Source organism: Variovorax sp. Varisp41, from assembly GCF_047325085.1.
Taxonomy (GTDB): Bacteria; Pseudomonadota; Gammaproteobacteria; order Burkholderiales; family Burkholderiaceae_C; genus Variovorax.
Genome location: NZ_CP168540.1, coordinates 2,444,183 through 2,461,136, shown reverse-complemented (window position 1 = coordinate 2,461,136; position 16,954 = coordinate 2,444,183). Strand labels below are relative to the sequence as shown.

The window sequence follows — 16,954 nt, the reverse complement described above, 5'->3', positions numbered from 1 at the left end:
GCGCCTGGCACGCCGCGGGCCTTCAGCCCTTGTAGGGCGGGATCGGCCCCTGGTCCGAGGGCGCGGGCGGCGGCACGTCGCCGTGCTTCTGCCGCTCGCGGAACAGCGCGGCGCGCATCAGGAAGATGGTGGTGACGGGCGTGGTGAGCGCCACGAACAGCGCGATCAGGGTCGCGTGCAGGAACAGGCTGTGGCTCTGCACCGAGAAGTAGACGATGGTCGCGACCATCATCGACCACACGCCGCCGGTGGCGCCCAGGGTGGGCGCGTGGATGCGGCGGAAGAAGCTCGGCAGCCGCACCAGGCCGAAGGAGCCGATGGCCGCGAAGGCCGCGCCCAGCACGGCGAACACGCCGGTGACGACCTCGGCCCACAGCGGCAGCGGCCCCACGATGAAATCGCTCATTCGATGACCTCCCCGCGCAGCAGGAACTTGGCCATCGCCGTCGAGCTGACGAAGCCGAACAGCGCGATCAGCATCGCGGCGCCGAAGTACACGTCGCTCGCGTAGACGATGCCCAGCACCAGCATCATCAGCATGCCGTTGATGTAGAGGCAGTCGAGCGCCATCACGCGGTCCTGCGCGGTGGGGCCGATCAGCAGGCGCGCGACGGCGCACAGCATCGCCACCGCGAGCAGGAACAGCGCGAACTTGAGCGACCAGAAGAGGATGGGCGTCATGATTCGAAGATCTCCATCAGCGGACGTTCGTAGCGGCTCTTGATCTGCGCGATGAAGGCCGCCTCGTCGTCGAGGTCGAAGACGTGGATCAGCAGGGTGCTGCGGTCGAAGGCCACCTCGCCCCAGGCGGTGCCGGGCGTGAGGCACATGATCATCGCGAGCACGGCGAGGCCGTTGGGGTCGCGCAAATCGAGCGGTATGCGCAGGAAGTTCGAATGGATCCGGTCGCTGCGGCGCGTGAGCAGCGCGCGCGCCACCGCGAACACCGACAGCGACATGTCGTAGAGCACGACGGCCGACAGCCGCAGCGCCACGCCGGGCCGGCGCATGCGCACGGTGGCGGGCCGCAGGCCCTTGGTCAGCAGCGGCACGACGACCGCCAGCAGCAGGCCCGACACCAGCGTGCTGGCCTCGAGCGACTGGTTGAGCAGCAGCCAGACGACGAACAGCGCGACCGACAGCGGCGGGGAGGGGATCAGGCGCTTCATGGCGTGCCGGCCTTCGTATCGCCCTTGGGCGCCGGGTTCGGCACCTGCCGCGCGCCCATCACCGCTTCGCGGTAGGCGCTCGGCGTGCGCAGGCCCTCGGCGGTGGCCATCGCGTGGCGCAGCACCGGCTCGGACCAGACGGTGAGCGCGATGCAGGCCGCGATCAGCCCGGCCACCGGCAGCACCTCGAGCGCGGGCAGCGAGGGCAGGTTGCCGTGCGGCTGGGTCCAGAAATGGCGGATGCCGGTGCGGGTCAGCGCGATCAGCGCGAGGAAGCCCGAGGCGATCAGCAGCACGAGGAAGGTCCAGTCGGCGGCGGTGAGGGCGGCGCTCGAGCCCATCAGCCCCGAGAGCATCGCGAACTTGCCGACGAAGCCCGACAGCGGCGGCAGGCCCGTGAGCAGCAGCGTGCAGATCATGAAGCTCAGGCCCAGGAAAGCCACGCCGGCCGGAATGGCGCGGCCGTAGAGCGCCTGCGCGTCGTCGTCGAGGTTCACGTCGCTCAGCGCGCTCAGGTCCTCGGCCAGGAAGGGGGCGGTGCCGGCGGCCTCGTGCGGCGCCACGCTCATGCCGGCGTTGCGCCAGCGCTCGATCATGTCGATCAGCAGGAAGAAGGCCGCCACCGCGAGGGTGGAGCTCAGCATGTAGAACAGCGCGCCGGCCCAGACATCGGGCTGACCCAATCCCACGGCGGTGAGCAGCGTGCCGGCCGAGATCAGCACGCTGAAGCCCGCGAGGTTCGACAGCCGCTGCGTGCCGACGATGCCGATGGCCGCGACGAACAGGGTGGCGATGCCGGCGCCGATCAGCACCACCTGGCCGAACTCGGCCGAGGCGCCGGTGTCGGGCGCGAACAGCACGGTCCACAGCCTCAGCACGGTGTAGACGCCGAGCTTGGTGAGCAGCGCGAACACCGCGCCCACCGGCGACACGGCCGCGCTGTAGGCCGGTACCAGCCAGAAGTTGAGCGGCCAGGCCCCGGCCTTGGCGAAGAAGGCGGTGAACAGGATGGCCGCGGCCGCGTGCACCAGGCCGCGGTCGCCGGGCGCGAGCTGGGCGATGCGCAGCCCCAGGTCGGCCATGTTGAGCGTGCCGGTGGCGCCGTACAGCATGGCCGCGCCGATCAGGAACAGCGAGGAAGCCGCGAGGTTGATCGCGATGTAGTGCAGCCCGGCCTGCACCCGCAGCCGGCCCGAGCCGTGCAGCAGCAGGCCGTAGGAGGCGGCCAGCATGACCTCGAAGAACACGAACAGGTTGAACAGGTCGCCGGTGAGGAAGGCGCCGTTCAGGCCCATGAGCTGCAGCTGCAGCAGCGGATGGAAGTGCACGCCCGCGCGGTCCCAGCGCGAGGTGGAGTAGATCGAGGCGGCGAAGGCGATCACGCCGGTCAGCGCCACCATCATGGTCGAGAGCCGGTCGGCCACCAGCACGATGCCGAAGGGCGCGCGCCAGTTGCCCGGCAGGTAGACGCCGATCGAGCCCGGGCCGCCGCCGGTGTCGGCCGCGTTGACCCAGCGCAGCAGCGCCAGCGCGGCCATGAGGCCCACCAGGCCCGAGACCACGCTGAGGAAGGACTTGGTGCGGCGGCGCTGCTCGCCCAGCAGCAGCATCAAGGCGGCCGTGAGCATCGGCACCAGGATCGGCACCGCCACCAGGTGCGGCATGCTGATGTCGAGCAAGCGGTCGAGCAGGCTGAAGAGCTCGGTCATTCGCGCGCCTCCTCCTGCTCCTGGCGTTCCTCGCCGTCCACGTGGTCGGTGCCGGTCAGGCCGCGCGAGGCCAGCAGCACCACCAGGAACAGCGCGGTCATCGCGAAGCCGATCACGATCGCGGTGAGCACCAGCGCCTGCGGCATCGGGTCGGCGGTGTTGGCCAGGGTGGCCGCGAAGCCGGGGATCAGCACCGGCTCGCTGTCGACCTTGAGCCGGCCCATGCTGAAGATGAAGAGATTGACCGCGTACGAGATGAGCGTGAGGCCCATGATCACCTGGAAGGTGCGCGGACGCAGCAGCAGGTAGACACCCGAGCCGGTCAGCACGCCGATCGCGAGGGCGAGCACGATTTCCATCAGCGCGCTCCCTCCGGCGTGGCGCCGGCCGCCAGCGCATCCGCTTCGGCCTGCGCCTCCTTCTCGGCCTGCTCGTCGGCCCAGCGATGGCTGCGCACCGACTGGTGCGCGAGCGCGGTGAGGATCAGCATGGTGGCACCGAGCACCAGCGCGAACACGCCGATGTCGAAGAACAGGGCGCTGGGCACGTGGATGTCGCCGAGCACCGGCAGGTGCAGGTGGGCGGTGTGCGTGGTCAGGAAGGGGTAGCCGAAGAAGACAGCGCCGCCGCCGGTGCCCAGCGCGAACAGCAGACCGATCGCGATCCAGCGGCGCGGGTAGATGCGCAGGTGCTCCTCCACCCACTCGGTGCCCGAGACGATGAACTGCAGCACCAGCGCCACCGACATCACCAGCCCCGCGACGAAGCCGCCACCGGGCGCGTTGTGGCCGCGCATGAAGAGATAGACCGCCACCAGCACCGACAGCGGCAGCAGCAGGCGCACCAGCACCGCGGGCACCATCAGGTAGCCGACGGCGGTGTCCTTGGCGCGGCGCGGGTTCAGCAGGTCGCTGCTGCCGTCGTCGGCCTGGGCGCGCTGCTGCGGCGGCAGCGCCATCGATTCGACCGCGGGCCGGAAGCGGCGCAGCAGCGCATAGACGGTGAGCGCCACCACGCCGAGCACGGTGATCTCGCCGAAGGTGTCGAAGCCGCGGAAGTCGACCAGCATCACGTTGACCACGTTGGTGCCGCCGCCCTCGCTGAGCGCGCGCTCGAGGAAGAAGGGCGAGATGCTCTGCGGGAAGGTGCGCGTCATCATGGCCCAGGCCAGCGCCGCCATGCCGCAGCCCGCGACGGTGGCCACCAGCAGGTCGCGGCCGCGCCGGCCCCAGGGGCGCAGGCGCGCGCTCGCGGTCTGCACTGCGTCCTTGCTGCGCATCGGCAGCCAGCGCAGGCCCAGCAGGATCAGCACGGTGGTCACGGCCTCGACCACCAGCTGCGTGAGCGCGAGGTCGGGCGCCGAGAACCAGATGTAGGTGACGCACGAGACCAGGCCCGCGCCCGCGGCCAGCATCAGCGCCGCGAGCCGGTGGAACTTGGCCTGCCAGGCGGCGGCCAGCGCACAGACGCCGCCGATCAGCCAGGTCATGGCGAACATCGGCGAGAAGGGCAGCAGTTCGCGCGTGCCGGCGGCCGCGGGTGTCTGCTCGAGCGCCGCGAAGGCGCCGGCCACGGCCACCACCACGAGCAGCAGCAGCTGGGTCTGCATGCGGCGCGTGCCGAACAGGCGCCGGCTGCGGCGGCCGGCCTCGCTCAGCAGCGCGATCAGGTGCTCGAAGATCACCTGGCCGTCGAAGCGGTGCAGGAGCGGCGTGTTCTCGAGGCCGCCGGCCGCGCGCTGGCGGCGCTGCAGCAGGTAGAGCCCGGCGCCGCCCGCCAGGGCGACGAAGCTCATCAGGAGCGGCAGGTTGAAGCCGTGCCACACGGCCAGGCTGTACTCGGGCAGGATGCCGCCGACCACGGGCGCGGCCGCGGTGGCCAGCATCGGGCCGACCGACCAGGCCGGCGCCACGCCCACCACCAGGCAGATCAGCACCAGCAGCTCGACCGGCACGCGCATCCAGTGCGGCGGCTCGTGCGGCGGCTTGGGCACCTCGTTGCCGCAGGGCGCGCCGAAGAACACGTCGAACACGAAGCGCGCCGAGTAGGCCACGCTGAAGATGCCGGCCAGCGTGGCGATCAGCGGCAGGCTGAAGTCGACCCAGGGCGTGGCCTGGATGAACACCGTCTCGGCGAAGAACATCTCCTTCGAGAGGAAGCCGTTGAGCAGCGGCACGCCGGCCATCGAGGCGCTGGCGATGATGGCCAGCGTGCCGGTGATCGGCATCAGCTTCATCAGGCCGCTGAGCTTGCGGATGTCGCGCGTGCCGGTCTCGTGGTCGATGATGCCGGCGGCCATGAACAGCGAGGCCTTGAAGGTCGCGTGGTTCATGACGTGGAACACCGCCGCCACCGCCGCGAGCGGGCTGTTGAGGCCCAGCAGCAGGGTGATGAGGCCGAGGTGCGAGATGGTCGAGTAGGCCAGCAGTGCCTTGAGGTCGCGCTGGAACATCGCGATGAAGCCGCCGAGCAGCAGCGTGATCGCGCCCGCGCCGCCCACCAGCCAGAACCACTGCTCGGTGCCCGAGAGCACGGGCCACAGCCGCGCCATCAGGAACACGCCGAGCTTCACCATGGTGGCCGAGTGCAGGTAGGCCGACACCGGCGTGGGCGCGGCCATGGCGCGCGGCAGCCAGAAGTGGAACGGGAACTGCGCGCTCTTGGTGAAGGCGCCCAGCAGGATCAGCACCAGCGCCACCGGGTACAGCGCATGGGCGCGGATCACGTCGCCCGAGGCCAGCACCACGTCGAGCTCGTAGCTGCCGACGATGCGGCCCAGCACCAGCACGCCGGCCAGCAGGCACAGCCCGCCCGCGCCGGTGACCGTGAGCGCCATGCGCGCGCCGCGCCGGGCATCGCGCCGGTGGTGCCAGTAGCCGATCAGCAGGAAGGAGAACAGGCTGGTGAGTTCCCAGAACAGCACCATCTGGATCAGGTTGCCCGAGAGCACCACGCCCATCATCGCGCCCATGAACGCGAGGAAGAACGAGAAGAAGCGCGGCACCGGATCGGAGGCCGACATGTAGTAGCGCGCGTAGAGCACCACCAGCGTGCCGATGCCCAGCACCAGCATGCAGAACAGCCAGGCGAAGCCGTCCATGCGGAACACCAGGTTCAGGCCCAGCGCGGGCAGCCATTCGATCTCGTGGCGCAGCACGTTGCCGTTGGCGAGCCGCGGAAAGAGCCACGCCGTCTGCACCGCGCAGCCCAGCGCGACCAGCCCCGCGAGCGTGGACTCCCGGTTGCGCGCGTTCGACGGCATCAAGGCCGCCAGCACGCTGGCAAGGAACGGGAGTGCGACGAGCAGGACGAGGGGCATTGCGGTCGATTCTATCGGCCGCCTCTATCGGCGCCGGTATCTATAACCGCAGGACATAAGGCGGTTTTTTCGTGGTCGCTCAGGCCGACAAGACCTGCACGGTGCGGATGCCCAGCCAGGTCAGGCACAGCGATCCACCCAGGTGGGCGGCGGCCGTGACAAGGGCCACGCCGAGCCGGCCTTCGAGCAGCATGGTCGTGACTTCGGCCGAGAAGCTCGAGAAGGTGGTGAGGCCGCCGAGGAAGCCGGTCACCAGCGCGAGCCGCCAGACCGGATCGAGGTTGGGCAGCAGCTGGAAGGTGGCGACGGCCAGGCCGACCAGGTAGCCGCCGATCAGGTTGGCGGCCAGCGTGCCCCAGGGCATGAGGCCGCCGACACCGAGCCAGAGCGCGAGACCCCAGCGGGACAGGGCGCCGATGGAGGCGCCGACGCAGATCGCGAGAATCGGAACGAGCATGCGGCGATTGTCGGCCCGGGGCGTGAAAGCTTCAGGGCGCCATCTGCTGCGGTAGCCAGGTCACGAGCTGCGGCACGAAGTAGATGAGCAGCACCGCGGCCACCATCAGGAAGAACATCGGCAGCGTCACGCGCGCGATGTACAGCAGGTCCTTGCCGGTCATGCCCTGCAGCACGAACAGGTTGAAGCCCACCGGTGGCGTGATCTGCGCCATCTCGACCACCAGCACGATGAAGATGCCGAACCAGATCGGGTCGATGCCCGCCGTGGTCACGGTCGGCATGATCACGCCCATGGTCAGCACCACCATCGAGATGCCGTCGAGGAAGCAGCCCAGCACGATGTAGAACAGCGCGAGCATCGCCACCAGCTGGAACTTCGACAGGCCCAGCGAGCCGATCCATTCGGCCAGGTGGCGCGGCAGGCCGATGTAGCCCATGGCCAGCGTGAGGAAGGCCGCGCCCGCGAGGATCAGCGCCATCATGCAATAGAGGCGCGTCGCGCCCAGCAACGCTTCCTTGAAGCTGTGCCAGGACAACGAGCCCTGCACGCCCGAGATCACCATCGCGCCCACCACGCCCACGGCCGCGGCCTCGGTGGCCGTGGCGATGCCCGCGTAGATCGAACCCAGCACCGCGGCGATCAGCAGCGCCACCGGGATCAGCGACATCGAGGCCTTGAGCTTCTCGGCGAAGGGCAGCCTGGCGTCCGCGGGCGGCACGCGCTCGGGATGGCGCAGGGCCCAGAACGCGATGTAGCCCGAGAACAGCAGCGCCAGCAGGATGCCCGGCACGATGCCCGCGATGAACAGCCGCGCGATCGACACGTCGGCGCTGACGCCGTAGACGATCATGATGATCGACGGCGGGATCAGCAGGCCCAGCGTGCCGGCGCCGGCCAGCGTGCCGATCACCATGTCGTCGGGATAGCCGCGGCGCTTGAGCTCGGGCAGGCTCATCTTGCCGATGGTGGCGCAGGTCGCCGCGCTCGAGCCCGAGACGGCCGCGAAGATCGCGCAGCCCACCACGTTGGTGTGCAGCAGCCGGCCCGGCAGGGCCTGCATCCAGGGCGCGAGGCCCTTGAACATGTCCTGCGACAGCCGCGTGCGGAACAGGATCTCGCCCATCCAGACGAACAGCGGCAGCGCGGTGAGCGTCCAGCTCGAGGCCGAGCCCCAGATGGTGACCGCCATCGCGTCGCCCGCGGGGCGCGAGGAGAAGACCTGCATCGCGATCCATGCGACGCCCGAGAGCGTGAGGCCGATCCACACGCCGCTGCCCAGGATCAGGAACAGCGAGAGGATCAGCAAGCCGGCGATGGCGATGTCACTCATGGCGCAGCGCCTCCGTTCCGGCCGCCCTGGCCGGGCGGCCCCGCCACTCGATCACGAACTCGTCGATCGCGGCGATCGCGAAGACGACGACGCCGAGTGCCATCGACAGCTGCGGGATCCACAGCGGGGTGGCGTCGTTGCTCGTGGAGATGTCGTGGTAGTCGAACGATTGCCAGGCCAGGCGCACGCTGTACCAGGCGAACAGCAGCGCCAGCAGCGCCGCCGCGCCCATGGCCCAGCGCTCGAGCCAGCGCTGCGCGGCGGGGGGCAGGTTCTGCAGCACCAGCGTCACGCGGATGTGCTCGGCGCGCTTGAGCGTGTGCGCCAGCGCGAGGAAGCCCGCGCCGGCCATCATGTAGCCGGCATAGGCGTCGATGCCGGGAATGTTGAAGTGAAGCTGGCGGCCGATGATGGACAGGAGCACCGCCACCAGCAGGCCCACCATGAAAAGCGCCGCCAGGGCGGCGGCGCTCATGTAGAGAAAGTCGAGCGTCTTGCGCATCGGGTGCCGTCGGGACGCTCGCTCACATCTTCTTGTAGGCGTCGACCACGGCCTGGCCCTCGGGGCCGGCCTTCTCGGTCCATTCCTTGATCATGGTGTCGCCGACCTTCTTCATGTCGGACTTGAGCTGGGCCGAGGGAACGTGCACCGTCATGCCGTTCTTCTTGAGCAGGTCGAGGTACTCGAGGTTCTTCTTCTTCGACAGGTCCCAGCCGCGCTTCTCGGCATCGGCGGCGGCCTTGAGCACGGCGTCCTGCGTGGGCTTGTCGAGCGCGTCGAAGGCCTTCTTGTTCATCAGCACCGCGTTCTTCGGCAGCCAGGCCTGGGTGTCGTAGAAGTTCTTGATGTACTCGTAGGTCTTGGTGTCGTAGCCGGTGGAACCCGAGGACATGTACGACTCGATCACGCCGGTGGCCATGGCCTGCGAGAGCTCGGCCTGCTGCACGGTGACGGGCTGCGCGCCGACCAGTTCGCCGATGCGCGCGGTGGCGGGACTGTAGGCGCGCCACTTCACGCCCTTGAGGTCGGCGGCCGAGGCGATCTCCTTCTTGACGAAGATGCCCTGCGGCGGCCAGGCCACCGTGTAGAGCAGCTGGATGCCCTGCTCGGCGAGCTTCTTCTCGAGCGCGGGCTTCTGCGCCTGGTAGAGCTTCCAGGCCGCGTCGTAGCTGTCGGCCAGGAAGGGGATGCCGTCGGCACCGAAGAGCTGCCACTCGTTCTGGTAGTTCACCAGCAGGATCTCGCCGAGCTGCGCCTGGCCGCCCTGCACCGCGCGCTTGATCTCGGGCGCCTTGAACAGCGAGGCGTTCGAATGCACCGTGATCTTGAGCTTGCCCGCGCTGCCCTTGTCCACGTCGCTCGCGAACTGCGTGATGTTCTCGGTGTGGAAGTTGCTGGCCGGATAGGCGGTAGGCAGGTCCCACTTGGTCTGGGCGAAGGCCGCGGCGCCGAGGGTGAGGCCCGCGAGGGCAATGCCGAACTTGTGATTCATGAGCGCTCCGGTTCGTGTGAAAGTGAAAACGAAAGCGAGCATACGTGCAAATTCCGGGCCACTTGCTGAGGCCTTTCCCTGTCATGGTGCGCGCCGGCGTTGCGTTCGCGGCATGACTTCGGGATGAAGAAAGCCGCCGCGCGGAGGGCTCCGCGGGCGGCCCTGGCGAGGCCGGCTGCGCGGCCTCGCGAACCCGTCATGGGTCTGCCGATGCGGGTCTCGATCGGCCTCGTTCGTTATTGCTTGGCGGCGCTCTTCACCGCCTTGTCGCTCCTGGCAGCCACGGGTGCCTCGCCGCCCGCGTAGGCCTTGCCGTTGACCGTGAGGCCCTCGGCCGAGAGCCTGGCCGCGGCCTTTTCCTTCACGCCCTTCACGCGCTGCATGAGATCGGCCCAGTCCTTGAACTCGCCCTGCTTGCGCGCGTCGAGGATGCGCTTGGAGAGCGCGGGCCCCACGCCCTTCAGGCCGTCGAGATCGGCTTCGCTGCCCTTGTTGACATCGACCGCCGCGAACGATGCGGCGGCGAACAGCAGGGCGGCCGTGGCCACGATTTGCTTGAACATGTTTGAACTCCCTCGTTGATGCTTTTGATGCGCCGACAAGACGTCGGCTTCGGCTCAACGAGGGCTTCGAACGGGGCGTTGACGGCCGCGTGCGAGCGGCCACCATTGTTCAGCAAGGTGATCGAAGCTGCTCAGAGCTCTTCGACGCGGCGCGGCGGATAGCTGTCCCAGGCCTGGCAGCCGGGGCAGTGCCAGAAGTGCTGGTGCGCCTCGAAGCCGCACGCCGCGCAGCGGTAGCGCATCAGCGGCCGCGTGGCCTGGTCGAGCGCGCGCTGCACCTGCGGATGGAACTGCTCGTGCTCGAAGCGTTCGCCCGCGAGCCAGCGCGAGGCCGCGACCAGCGAGGGCTGGTGCGCGAGATGCGCGATGTAGCCGTCGCGCGGCACGGGCTGCGCGCCCTCGGCCTCGGGTGCGGTGTCGGCGGGTGCGCCGCCGAGCGCGATCAACGCCTCGAGCACGTCGATCGACGGCGATTCGGCATAGCGCCGCTGCAGCAGCGCGAGCGCCTCGGGCGTGCGCTGCGCGGCCACGGCGGCCTGCTGCAGCGCGGCGGCGTACAGCGGCAGCGCGAGCGGCGCGGTGTCGCTCAGCGCCACCAGGGTGTCGAAGGCGGCGCCGGCCTCGCCGCTGCGCAGCTGCAAGGTCGCGGTGTCGATGGCCGGGCGCGGTGCCTGCGGCGCCTGGGCCACGGCCTGCTCGAGCAGGCGGCGCGCGGCCGCGAGGTCGCCCATGCCGACCTGTTCGGCGGCCTGCTCGCACAGGTGGTGCGCGCGGCGCGTGCCGTAGCTGGCCTGGTCGGATTCGTCGAGCTTGCGCGCCACGTCGGCGGCCTGGCTCCATTCGCGCGAGCGTTCGTAGATGGCCAGCAGCGCGAGCCGTGCCTCGTTCTCGTAACGCGTGCCTTCGAGCTTCTGCAGCGCGGCCTCGGCGCGATCGAGCAGGCCGGCGCGCAGGAAGTCCTGCGCCAGCGCGTGCTGGGCGCGCTCGCGGTCGCCGCGGCTCAGGTCGCCGCGGCCGAGCAGGTGCTCGTGCACGCGCACCGCGCGCTGGTACTCGCCGCGGCGGCGGAACAGGTTGCCGAGCGCGAAGTGCAGCTCCTGCGTGTCGGGGTCGTTCTGCACCGCCTCGATGAAAGCGTCGATGGCCTGGTCCTGCTGTTCGTTGAGCAGGAAGTTGAGGCCGCGGAAGTAGGCCTTGGGGGCCTGGCGGTTCTCGAGCTTGAGCTGGCGGATGTCGAAACGGGAAGCCAGCCAGCCCAGGACGAAGGCGACGGGCAGGCTGATCAGCAACCAGCTGGGATCAAAGTCCATGTTGGCGTACGGCGGGAAGGTCGGTGGCGGCGATGGTCGGCGCCGGGGTGGTGGCCGGCACGGCGGCCGTCGCGGTGGGCGTGGGGTTGCCCGCGGTCGTGGCCGGCAGTTGCGCGGCGGCGCTGCGGTGCTTCCACCAGCCCGGCAGCATGCCGAGCGCGCCCACCACGAGGCCGCCCGCGAAGGCGGCCAGCACGACCAGCACCAGCGGCGCGCGCCAGTAGGTGCCGAAGAAGAAATAGACGGTCGCGTCGTGCTGGTTGTTCAGCGCGAAGGCGAAGAGCGTAAAAAAAATGGCTGCCTTGAGCAGCCACAGGAGGTATTTCATGCGCGGTCCCGTTGGCGGGACGATTCTACGTTTGCACCTGCGCCGGATGGTCCGCGCCGATGGGGGCCGGGTTCAGGCCTTCGGCGTCGTCTTGATGCCGAGTTCGGCGCTGCGGGCGTCGACCGCCTCGCGCAAGGCCTTGCCGGGCTTGAAGTGCGGCACGCGCTTCTCGGGAATCTGCACGCTCTCGCCCGAACGCGGGTTGCGGCCGATGCGCGGCGGACGCCGGTTGACCGAGAAGCTGCCGAAGCCGCGGATCTCGATCCGGTGCCCGCGCACCAGGGCATCGCTCATCGCGTCGAGGATGGTCTTGACGGCGTATTCGGCATCCCGGTGGGTGAGTTGCGCAAAGCGCGCTGCGAGTTCTTCGACGAGGTCAGAGCGGGTCATAGGTCAAAGCAAAAAGCAGGGGCGAAAAAAAAGACAGAGAGGCCACCAGGGCCTGCTCTGTCTTCGGGCGACGGCTTACTTGTCGCTGTTGTCCAGCTTGGCGCGCAGCAGGGCGCCCAGGCTCGTCGTGCCCGCGTTCTCGCGTGCCGACTGCTGGCTCAGGCTGGCCATGGCGCCTTGCTCGTCGACCATGTCCTTCTGCTTGATCGACAGCTGGATGTTGCGGGTCTTGCGATCCACGTTCACGACGATGGCCGTGACTTCGTCGCCTTCCTTCAGCACGTTGCGGGCATCTTCGACGCGGTCGCGCGAGATTTCCGAAGCACGCAGGTAGCCGATGATGTCTTCGCCCAGGTCGATTTCAGCGCCGCGGGCGTCGACCGTCTTGACCTTGCCGGTCACGATCTGGCCCTTGTCGTTGACCGTGGTGAAGGTGGTGAACGGGTCGCTGTCGAGCTGCTTGATGCCCAGCGAGATGCGCTCGCGGTCCACGTCGACGGCCAGCACGATCGCTTCGACTTCCTGGCCCTTCTTGTAGTTGCGAACGGCGGTTTCGCCGGCTTCGTTCCACGAGAGGTCGGACAGGTGAACCAGGCCGTCGATGCCGGCAGCCAGGCCCACGAACACGCCGAAGTCGGTGATCGACTTGATCGGGCCCTTGACGCGGTCGCCACGCTTCGTGTTCTGAGCGAACTCTTGCCACGGGTTGGCCTTGCACTGCTTCATGCCCAGGCTGATGCGGCGCTTGTCTTCGTCGATCTCGAGGACCATGACTTCGACTTCGTCGCCCAGCGAGACGATCTTGTTCGGAGCGATGTTCTTGTTGGTCCAGTCCATTTCCGAGACGTGCACCAGGCCTTCGATGCCGGGTTCGAGCTCGACGAACGCGCCGTAGTCGGCAATGTTCGTGACCTTGCCGAACAGGCGGGTCGATTGCGGGTAGCGGCGCGAAACGCCCATCCACGGGTCGTCGCCCATCTGCTTGAGACCCAGCGAGACACGGTTCTTCTCGGTGTCGAACTTGAGGATCTTGGCGGTGATTTCCTGGCCGGCTTGAACGACTTCGCTCGGGTGGCGGACGCGGCGCCATGCCATGTCGGTGATGTGCAGCAGGCCGTCGATGCCGCCGAGGTCCACGAACGCACCGTATTCGGTGATGTTCTTGACCACGCCGCGGACAACAGCGCCTTCCTTCAGGGTTTCCATCAGCTTGGCGCGTTCCTCGCCCATGCTGGCTTCGACCACGGCACGGCGCGACAGCACGACGTTGTTGCGCTTGCGGTCGAGCTTGATGACCTTGAATTCGAGGGTCTTGTTCTCGTACGGGGTCAGGTCCTTGATCGGACGCGTGTCGATCAGCGAGCCCGGCAGGAACGCGCGGATGCCGTTGACGAGCACCGTGAGGCCGCCCTTGACCTTGCCGCTGGTGGTGCCGGTGACGAAGTCGCCCGATTCCAGCGCCTTCTCGAGGGCCAGCCACGAAGCGAGGCGCTTGGCGGTGTCGCGCGAGAGGATGGTGTCGCCGTAGCCGTTTTCAACGCTGCCGATGGCAACGGAAACGAAATCGCCGGCCTGGACTTCGAGCTCGCCCTTGTCGTTCTTGAACTCTTCGATCGGCACATACGCTTCGGACTTCAGACCGGCGTTGACGACGACGTGGTTGTGTTCGACACGCACGACTTCGGCCGTGATGACCTCGCCGGTGCGCATTTCGGAACGCTTCAGGGACTCTTCGAATAGGTCGGCAAAAGATTCAGACATTTATGGTTCCTTCCGTCAGGCAGGGTTGGCAGGCGCTCTTGCGACATTGCGTGCGACTGCACTGGATCTGGAGACGGCGGTTGGTTGTGGGCGGAAGCCCGGTTGGTTGAACAACCAGAAGGCCGGTGCGCTGTCGCGCGAAGGGAGCCTTCTGGAGCGGTAGGCGCCTCCCGGAACACCCGGTGGGCGCGAGCCTTTCAAGCGGACTCGAAAGGCTGCACTTGTCGCCACCAGTCCAACACCGTGTCGATCGATTGCTCGATCGAGAGCTGGGAGTTGTCGAGGTGGCGCGCGTCCTGCGCCGGCTTCAAAGGGGCGACACTGCGGGACGAGTCCCGGGCGTCGCGCGCCTCCAGATCGGAGCGAAGACTGTCGAGTGTAGTCGAAATACCCTTTGAAATCAACTGCTTATGGCGCCGCTCGGCGCGCTGGGCGGCGCTCGCGGTCAGGAACACCTTGAGCGCGGCGTCGGGGAAGATCACCGTGCCCATGTCGCGGCCGTCGGCCACCAGGCCCGGCAGCTGGCGGAAGCGCTGCTGCAGGCCCAGCAGGGCCTCGCGCACGGCCGGCAGCGTGGAGACGCGCGAGGCGTCCATGCCGGCGGCCTCGGAGCGGATGTCCTCGCTGACGTCCTCGCCGTCCAGCAGTACCTTGCCCTCGACGAACTGCAGCGGCAGGGCGGCGGCCAGCGCGGCGATCCGCGCCTCGTGCGCGGCGTCGGCGCTCAGGCCGGCGCGGCGCATGGCCAGCCCGGTCACGCGGTAGAGCGAGCCCGAGTCGAGGTAGTGGTAGCCCAGCAGGCGCGCCACTTCGGAGGCCAGCGTGCCCTTGCCCGAGGCGGTCGGGCCGTCGATGCTGATCACCGGGATGTCGGCGGCCGTGGAGACCGAGAACAGGGTCTCGAAGTAGTCGGGGAAGGTCTTGGCGACGCAGTGCGGCTCGAGGATGCGCACCGGCACCCGCGCCGGGTTGAAGGCGGCGAGCGAGAAGCACATGGCGACCCGGTGGTCGTCGTAGGTGCGGATGCTCGCGGGCCGCCAGCCGGCCGGCGCCAGCGGATGCACGCGGATGAAGTCGGGCCCGGCCTCGACCGTGGCGCCGAGCTTGCGCAGCTCGTTGGCCATGGCGTCGATGCGGTCGGTTTCCTTGACGCGCCAGCTCGCGATGTTGCGCAGGGTGCTGGGGCCGTCGGCGTAGAGCGCCATCACGGCCAAGGTCATCGCCGCGTCGGGGATGTGGTTGGCGTCGAGGTCGATGGCCTTGAGCGGCCAGGCCCCGCGGCGCACCGCGAGCCAGTTCGGGCCGCTGTCGATCTCGGCGCCCATCTGGCGCGCGGCGTCGACGAAACGGATGTCGCCCTGGATCGAATCGGCGCCCACGCCCTCGATCCGGATGCCGTCGGGCCCGGACGCGGCCGTTGCGATGGCACCCAGCGCGATGAAATAGCTGGCGGACGAGGCGTCGGCCTCGACATGGATGTCGCCCGGCGAGCGGTAGCTGCTGCCGGCGGGAATCGTGAAGCGCTCCCAGCCGTCGCGCCGCACCGCGATGCCGAAGCGCGCCAGCAGGTTCAGCGTGATCTCGATGTAGGGCTTGGAGATCAGCTCGCCGACGACCTCGATCGTGATGTCGCTCGCCGCTGCGAGGGGCAGCGCGAGCAACAGGGCGGTGAGGAACTGGCTCGAGACGTCGCCGCGCACGCGGATCGGGGCGTCGAGCACCAGCTCGCCGTGCGGCACCGGATGGATGCGAAGCGGCGGGTAGCCGGGATTGCCGAGGTAGTCGATGCGGCAGCCCAGCTGGGTGAGGGCGTCGACCAGGTCGCCGATCGGGCGCTCGTGCATGCGCGGCACGCCGCGCAGCTCGAATTCGCCGCCCAGCAGCGACAGTGCCGCGGTCAGCGGCCGCATCGCGGTGCCGGCGTTGCCGAGGAACAGCGACAGCAACTCGGTGTTGCCGATCGCCCGGCCGCCGATGCCGGTGATGCGCACCTGCTTGCCGGCCGGCTCGACGCCGCAGCCCAGCGCGCGCAGCGCATCGAGCATGACGCGCGTGTCGTCCGAATCGAGCACGTCGTGCAGGGTGGTGGTGCCGCTCGCGAGCGCGGCCAGCAGCAGCACCCGGTTCGAGATGCTCTTGGAGCCGGGCAGCTGCACCGTGCCCGAGGCGCCGGTCAGCGCGGGGAGATCGAGGAAGGCCGAGGCGTACATCTCAAGCGTCCTGCTGCGAATCGGGTGACGACGAGGCGCCGGGCTGCCAGGCGGCCCGAACCCGGCGGGCGCGCGCGATCGACTGCTCGAGGGCCTGCGATTCGCCCTCGGCCATGGCGTTTTCCATCTCGAGCAGCGCGGCGCGGAAGGCGCGCGACTGCGCCAGCACCTGCTCGCGGTTGGCCAGCAGCACGTCGCGCCACATCACGGGGTCGCTCGCGGCGATGCGCGAGAAGTCGCGAAAGCCCGGGCCCGCGAGGCCCAGGAAGCGATCGCCCTGCGGCTGGCCGGCGAGGCCGTTGACGTAGGCGAAGGCCAGCAGGTGCGGCAGGTGGCTCACGGCGGCGAAGGCGCCGTCGTGCTCCTCGTGGGTCATGGTGAGCACGTTGGCGCCGATGCCGCTCCAGACCTGCGAGGCGCGCTGCACGTTGGAGCGCAGCGTGGACTTGATCGGGGTGAGCACCACTTGCCGGCCGGTGAACAGCGAAGCCTCGGCATGCTCGATGCCCGAGACTTCCTTGCCCGCGATCGGGTGCGCCGGCACGAAGTTGCCGAGCTGCCCCTGCAGGCCACGGCGCGCGGCTTCGATGACGTCGCCCTTGGTGGAGCCGACGTCCATCACCAGCGCGTCGCTGCCGATGCCGTGGCGGATCGCCTTGAAGGTGGCTTCAGAGGCCGCCACCGGCACGGCCAGCAGCACGATGTCGGCGCCCGACACCGCCAGCAGCGCCGAGGGCGCGGCGACGTCGATCACGCCGAGCTGCCGGGCCTTCTCGGTGGTGGAGGGCGACTTGCTGTAGCCCACCACCCGTTTCACCAGCCTGGCGCGCTTCAGCGCCAGCGCGAAGGAGCCGCCCATCAGGCCGCAGCCGATCAATCCCAGTTGCTCGAACATGTGCTTGCTTGCGACGG

At 69.0% G+C, this 16,954-nt stretch carries 17 protein-coding genes; all 17 read right to left on the bottom strand.

Annotation, left to right across the window (positions count from 1 at the left end):
• Positions 1-22: 22 nt before the first annotated feature.
• The gene (gene mnhG, locus ACEN9J_RS11545; protein ID WP_261207600.1) at positions 23-406 is read right to left on the bottom strand and encodes a monovalent cation/H(+) antiporter subunit G; all 384 of its coding nucleotides are present in this window, start codon (positions 404-406) and stop codon (positions 23-25) included.
• Positions 403-681, bottom strand: a complete 279-nt coding sequence (locus tag ACEN9J_RS11540; protein ID WP_057589592.1) for a K+/H+ antiporter subunit F — start codon at positions 679-681, stop codon at positions 403-405. Before ACEN9J_RS11540 ends, mnhG begins: the two co-directional genes overlap by 4 nt.
• The gene (locus tag ACEN9J_RS11535; RefSeq protein ID WP_057589593.1) at positions 678-1,169 is read right to left on the bottom strand and encodes a Na+/H+ antiporter subunit E; all 492 of its coding nucleotides are present in this window, start codon (positions 1,167-1,169) and stop codon (positions 678-680) included. Before ACEN9J_RS11535 ends, ACEN9J_RS11540 begins: the two co-directional genes overlap by 4 nt.
• Positions 1,166-2,878 (bottom strand): monovalent cation/H+ antiporter subunit D, encoded by a 1,713-nt coding sequence (locus ACEN9J_RS11530; protein WP_057589594.1) that lies wholly within the window; start codon positions 2,876-2,878, stop codon positions 1,166-1,168. The genes ACEN9J_RS11535 and ACEN9J_RS11530 overlap by 4 nt, the downstream gene beginning before the upstream one ends.
• A complete protein-coding gene (locus tag ACEN9J_RS11525) occupies positions 2,875-3,237 on the bottom strand; it encodes a Na+/H+ antiporter subunit C (protein WP_057589595.1) in 363 nt (120 codons plus the stop codon). The genes ACEN9J_RS11530 and ACEN9J_RS11525 overlap by 4 nt, the downstream gene beginning before the upstream one ends.
• Complete coding sequence (locus tag ACEN9J_RS11520) at positions 3,237-6,197, bottom strand: monovalent cation/H+ antiporter subunit A (protein WP_413764128.1); 2,961 nt, start codon at positions 6,195-6,197, stop codon at positions 3,237-3,239. Before ACEN9J_RS11520 ends, ACEN9J_RS11525 begins: the two co-directional genes overlap by 1 nt.
• 79 nt (positions 6,198-6,276) lie before the next feature.
• Positions 6,277-6,654 carry a fluoride efflux transporter CrcB gene (crcB, locus tag ACEN9J_RS11515; RefSeq protein WP_057589597.1) on the bottom strand — a complete coding sequence of 126 codons (378 nt, stop codon included), beginning with the start codon at positions 6,652-6,654 and terminating at the stop codon, positions 6,277-6,279.
• A gap of 31 nt (positions 6,655-6,685) precedes the next feature.
• The gene (locus ACEN9J_RS11510; protein ID WP_413764127.1) at positions 6,686-7,987 is read right to left on the bottom strand and encodes a TRAP transporter large permease; all 1,302 of its coding nucleotides are present in this window, start codon (positions 7,985-7,987) and stop codon (positions 6,686-6,688) included.
• Complete coding sequence (locus ACEN9J_RS11505) at positions 7,980-8,489, bottom strand: TRAP transporter small permease (protein ID WP_057589599.1); 510 nt, start codon at positions 8,487-8,489, stop codon at positions 7,980-7,982. Before ACEN9J_RS11505 ends, ACEN9J_RS11510 begins: the two co-directional genes overlap by 8 nt.
• Before the next feature lie 22 nt (positions 8,490-8,511).
• Complete coding sequence (locus ACEN9J_RS11500; protein ID WP_057589600.1) at positions 8,512-9,480, bottom strand: TRAP transporter substrate-binding protein; 969 nt, start codon at positions 9,478-9,480, stop codon at positions 8,512-8,514.
• Between the two features lie 236 nt (positions 9,481-9,716).
• Positions 9,717-10,043 (bottom strand): ComEA family DNA-binding protein, encoded by a 327-nt coding sequence (locus ACEN9J_RS11495; RefSeq protein ID WP_413764126.1) that lies wholly within the window; start codon positions 10,041-10,043, stop codon positions 9,717-9,719.
• Positions 10,044-10,174: 131 nt separating this feature from the next.
• Entirely contained in the window at positions 10,175-11,353 is a 1,179-nt protein-coding gene (lapB, locus tag ACEN9J_RS11490) for a lipopolysaccharide assembly protein LapB (protein WP_261210203.1), read from the bottom strand.
• On the bottom strand, positions 11,343-11,681 hold the full coding sequence (locus tag ACEN9J_RS11485; protein WP_261210205.1) for a lipopolysaccharide assembly LapA domain-containing protein: 339 nt from the start codon (positions 11,679-11,681) through the stop codon (positions 11,343-11,345). The genes lapB and ACEN9J_RS11485 overlap by 11 nt, the downstream gene beginning before the upstream one ends.
• A gap of 72 nt (positions 11,682-11,753) precedes the next feature.
• Positions 11,754-12,071, bottom strand: coding sequence for an integration host factor subunit beta (locus tag ACEN9J_RS11480; RefSeq protein WP_057589604.1), 318 nt, complete (start codon positions 12,069-12,071; stop codon positions 11,754-11,756).
• A 75-nt stretch (positions 12,072-12,146) separates the two neighbouring features.
• A complete protein-coding gene (gene rpsA, locus ACEN9J_RS11475) occupies positions 12,147-13,832 on the bottom strand; it encodes a 30S ribosomal protein S1 (protein WP_057589605.1) in 1,686 nt (561 codons plus the stop codon).
• A 197-nt stretch (positions 13,833-14,029) separates the two neighbouring features.
• Positions 14,030-16,042 carry a bifunctional 3-phosphoshikimate 1-carboxyvinyltransferase/cytidylate kinase gene (locus tag ACEN9J_RS11470; RefSeq protein WP_413764125.1) on the bottom strand — a complete coding sequence of 671 codons (2,013 nt, stop codon included), beginning with the start codon at positions 16,040-16,042 and terminating at the stop codon, positions 14,030-14,032.
• A gap of 1 nt (position 16,043) precedes the next feature.
• On the bottom strand, positions 16,044-16,937 hold the full coding sequence (locus ACEN9J_RS11465; RefSeq protein ID WP_057589607.1) for a prephenate dehydrogenase: 894 nt from the start codon (positions 16,935-16,937) through the stop codon (positions 16,044-16,046).
• Between the last annotated feature and the right edge of the window lie 17 nt (positions 16,938-16,954).

Excerpts from the sequence above, each read along its gene's own strand:
- mnhG (WP_261207600.1), bottom strand. The coding sequence starts at position 406 with ATGAGCGATTTCATCGTGGGGCCGCTGCCGCTGTGGGCCGAGGTCGTC.
- ACEN9J_RS11540 (WP_057589592.1), bottom strand. The coding sequence starts at position 681 with ATGACGCCCATCCTCTTCTGGTCGCTCAAGTTCGCGCTGTTCCTGCTC.
- ACEN9J_RS11535 (WP_057589593.1), bottom strand. The coding sequence starts at position 1,169 with ATGAAGCGCCTGATCCCCTCCCCGCCGCTGTCGGTCGCGCTGTTCGTC.
- ACEN9J_RS11530 (WP_057589594.1), bottom strand. The coding sequence starts at position 2,878 with ATGACCGAGCTCTTCAGCCTGCTCGACCGCTTGCTCGACATCAGCATG.
- ACEN9J_RS11525 (WP_057589595.1), bottom strand. The coding sequence starts at position 3,237 with ATGGAAATCGTGCTCGCCCTCGCGATCGGCGTGCTGACCGGCTCGGGT.
- ACEN9J_RS11520 (WP_413764128.1), bottom strand. The coding sequence starts at position 6,197 with ATGCCCCTCGTCCTGCTCGTCGCACTCCCGTTCCTTGCCAGCGTGCTG.
- crcB (WP_057589597.1), bottom strand. The coding sequence starts at position 6,654 with ATGCTCGTTCCGATTCTCGCGATCTGCGTCGGCGCCTCCATCGGCGCC.
- ACEN9J_RS11510 (WP_413764127.1), bottom strand. The coding sequence starts at position 7,987 with ATGAGTGACATCGCCATCGCCGGCTTGCTGATCCTCTCGCTGTTCCTG.
- ACEN9J_RS11505 (WP_057589599.1), bottom strand. The coding sequence starts at position 8,489 with ATGCGCAAGACGCTCGACTTTCTCTACATGAGCGCCGCCGCCCTGGCG.
- ACEN9J_RS11500 (WP_057589600.1), bottom strand. The coding sequence starts at position 9,480 with ATGAATCACAAGTTCGGCATTGCCCTCGCGGGCCTCACCCTCGGCGCC.
- ACEN9J_RS11495 (WP_413764126.1), bottom strand. The coding sequence starts at position 10,043 with ATGTTCAAGCAAATCGTGGCCACGGCCGCCCTGCTGTTCGCCGCCGCA.
- lapB (WP_261210203.1), bottom strand. The coding sequence starts at position 11,353 with ATGGACTTTGATCCCAGCTGGTTGCTGATCAGCCTGCCCGTCGCCTTC.
- ACEN9J_RS11485 (WP_261210205.1), bottom strand. The coding sequence starts at position 11,681 with ATGAAATACCTCCTGTGGCTGCTCAAGGCAGCCATTTTTTTTACGCTC.
- ACEN9J_RS11480 (WP_057589604.1), bottom strand. The coding sequence starts at position 12,071 with ATGACCCGCTCTGACCTCGTCGAAGAACTCGCAGCGCGCTTTGCGCAA.
- rpsA (WP_057589605.1), bottom strand. The coding sequence starts at position 13,832 with ATGTCTGAATCTTTTGCCGACCTATTCGAAGAGTCCCTGAAGCGTTCC.
- ACEN9J_RS11470 (WP_413764125.1), bottom strand. The coding sequence starts at position 16,042 with ATGTACGCCTCGGCCTTCCTCGATCTCCCCGCGCTGACCGGCGCCTCG.
- ACEN9J_RS11465 (WP_057589607.1), bottom strand. The coding sequence starts at position 16,937 with ATGTTCGAGCAACTGGGATTGATCGGCTGCGGCCTGATGGGCGGCTCC.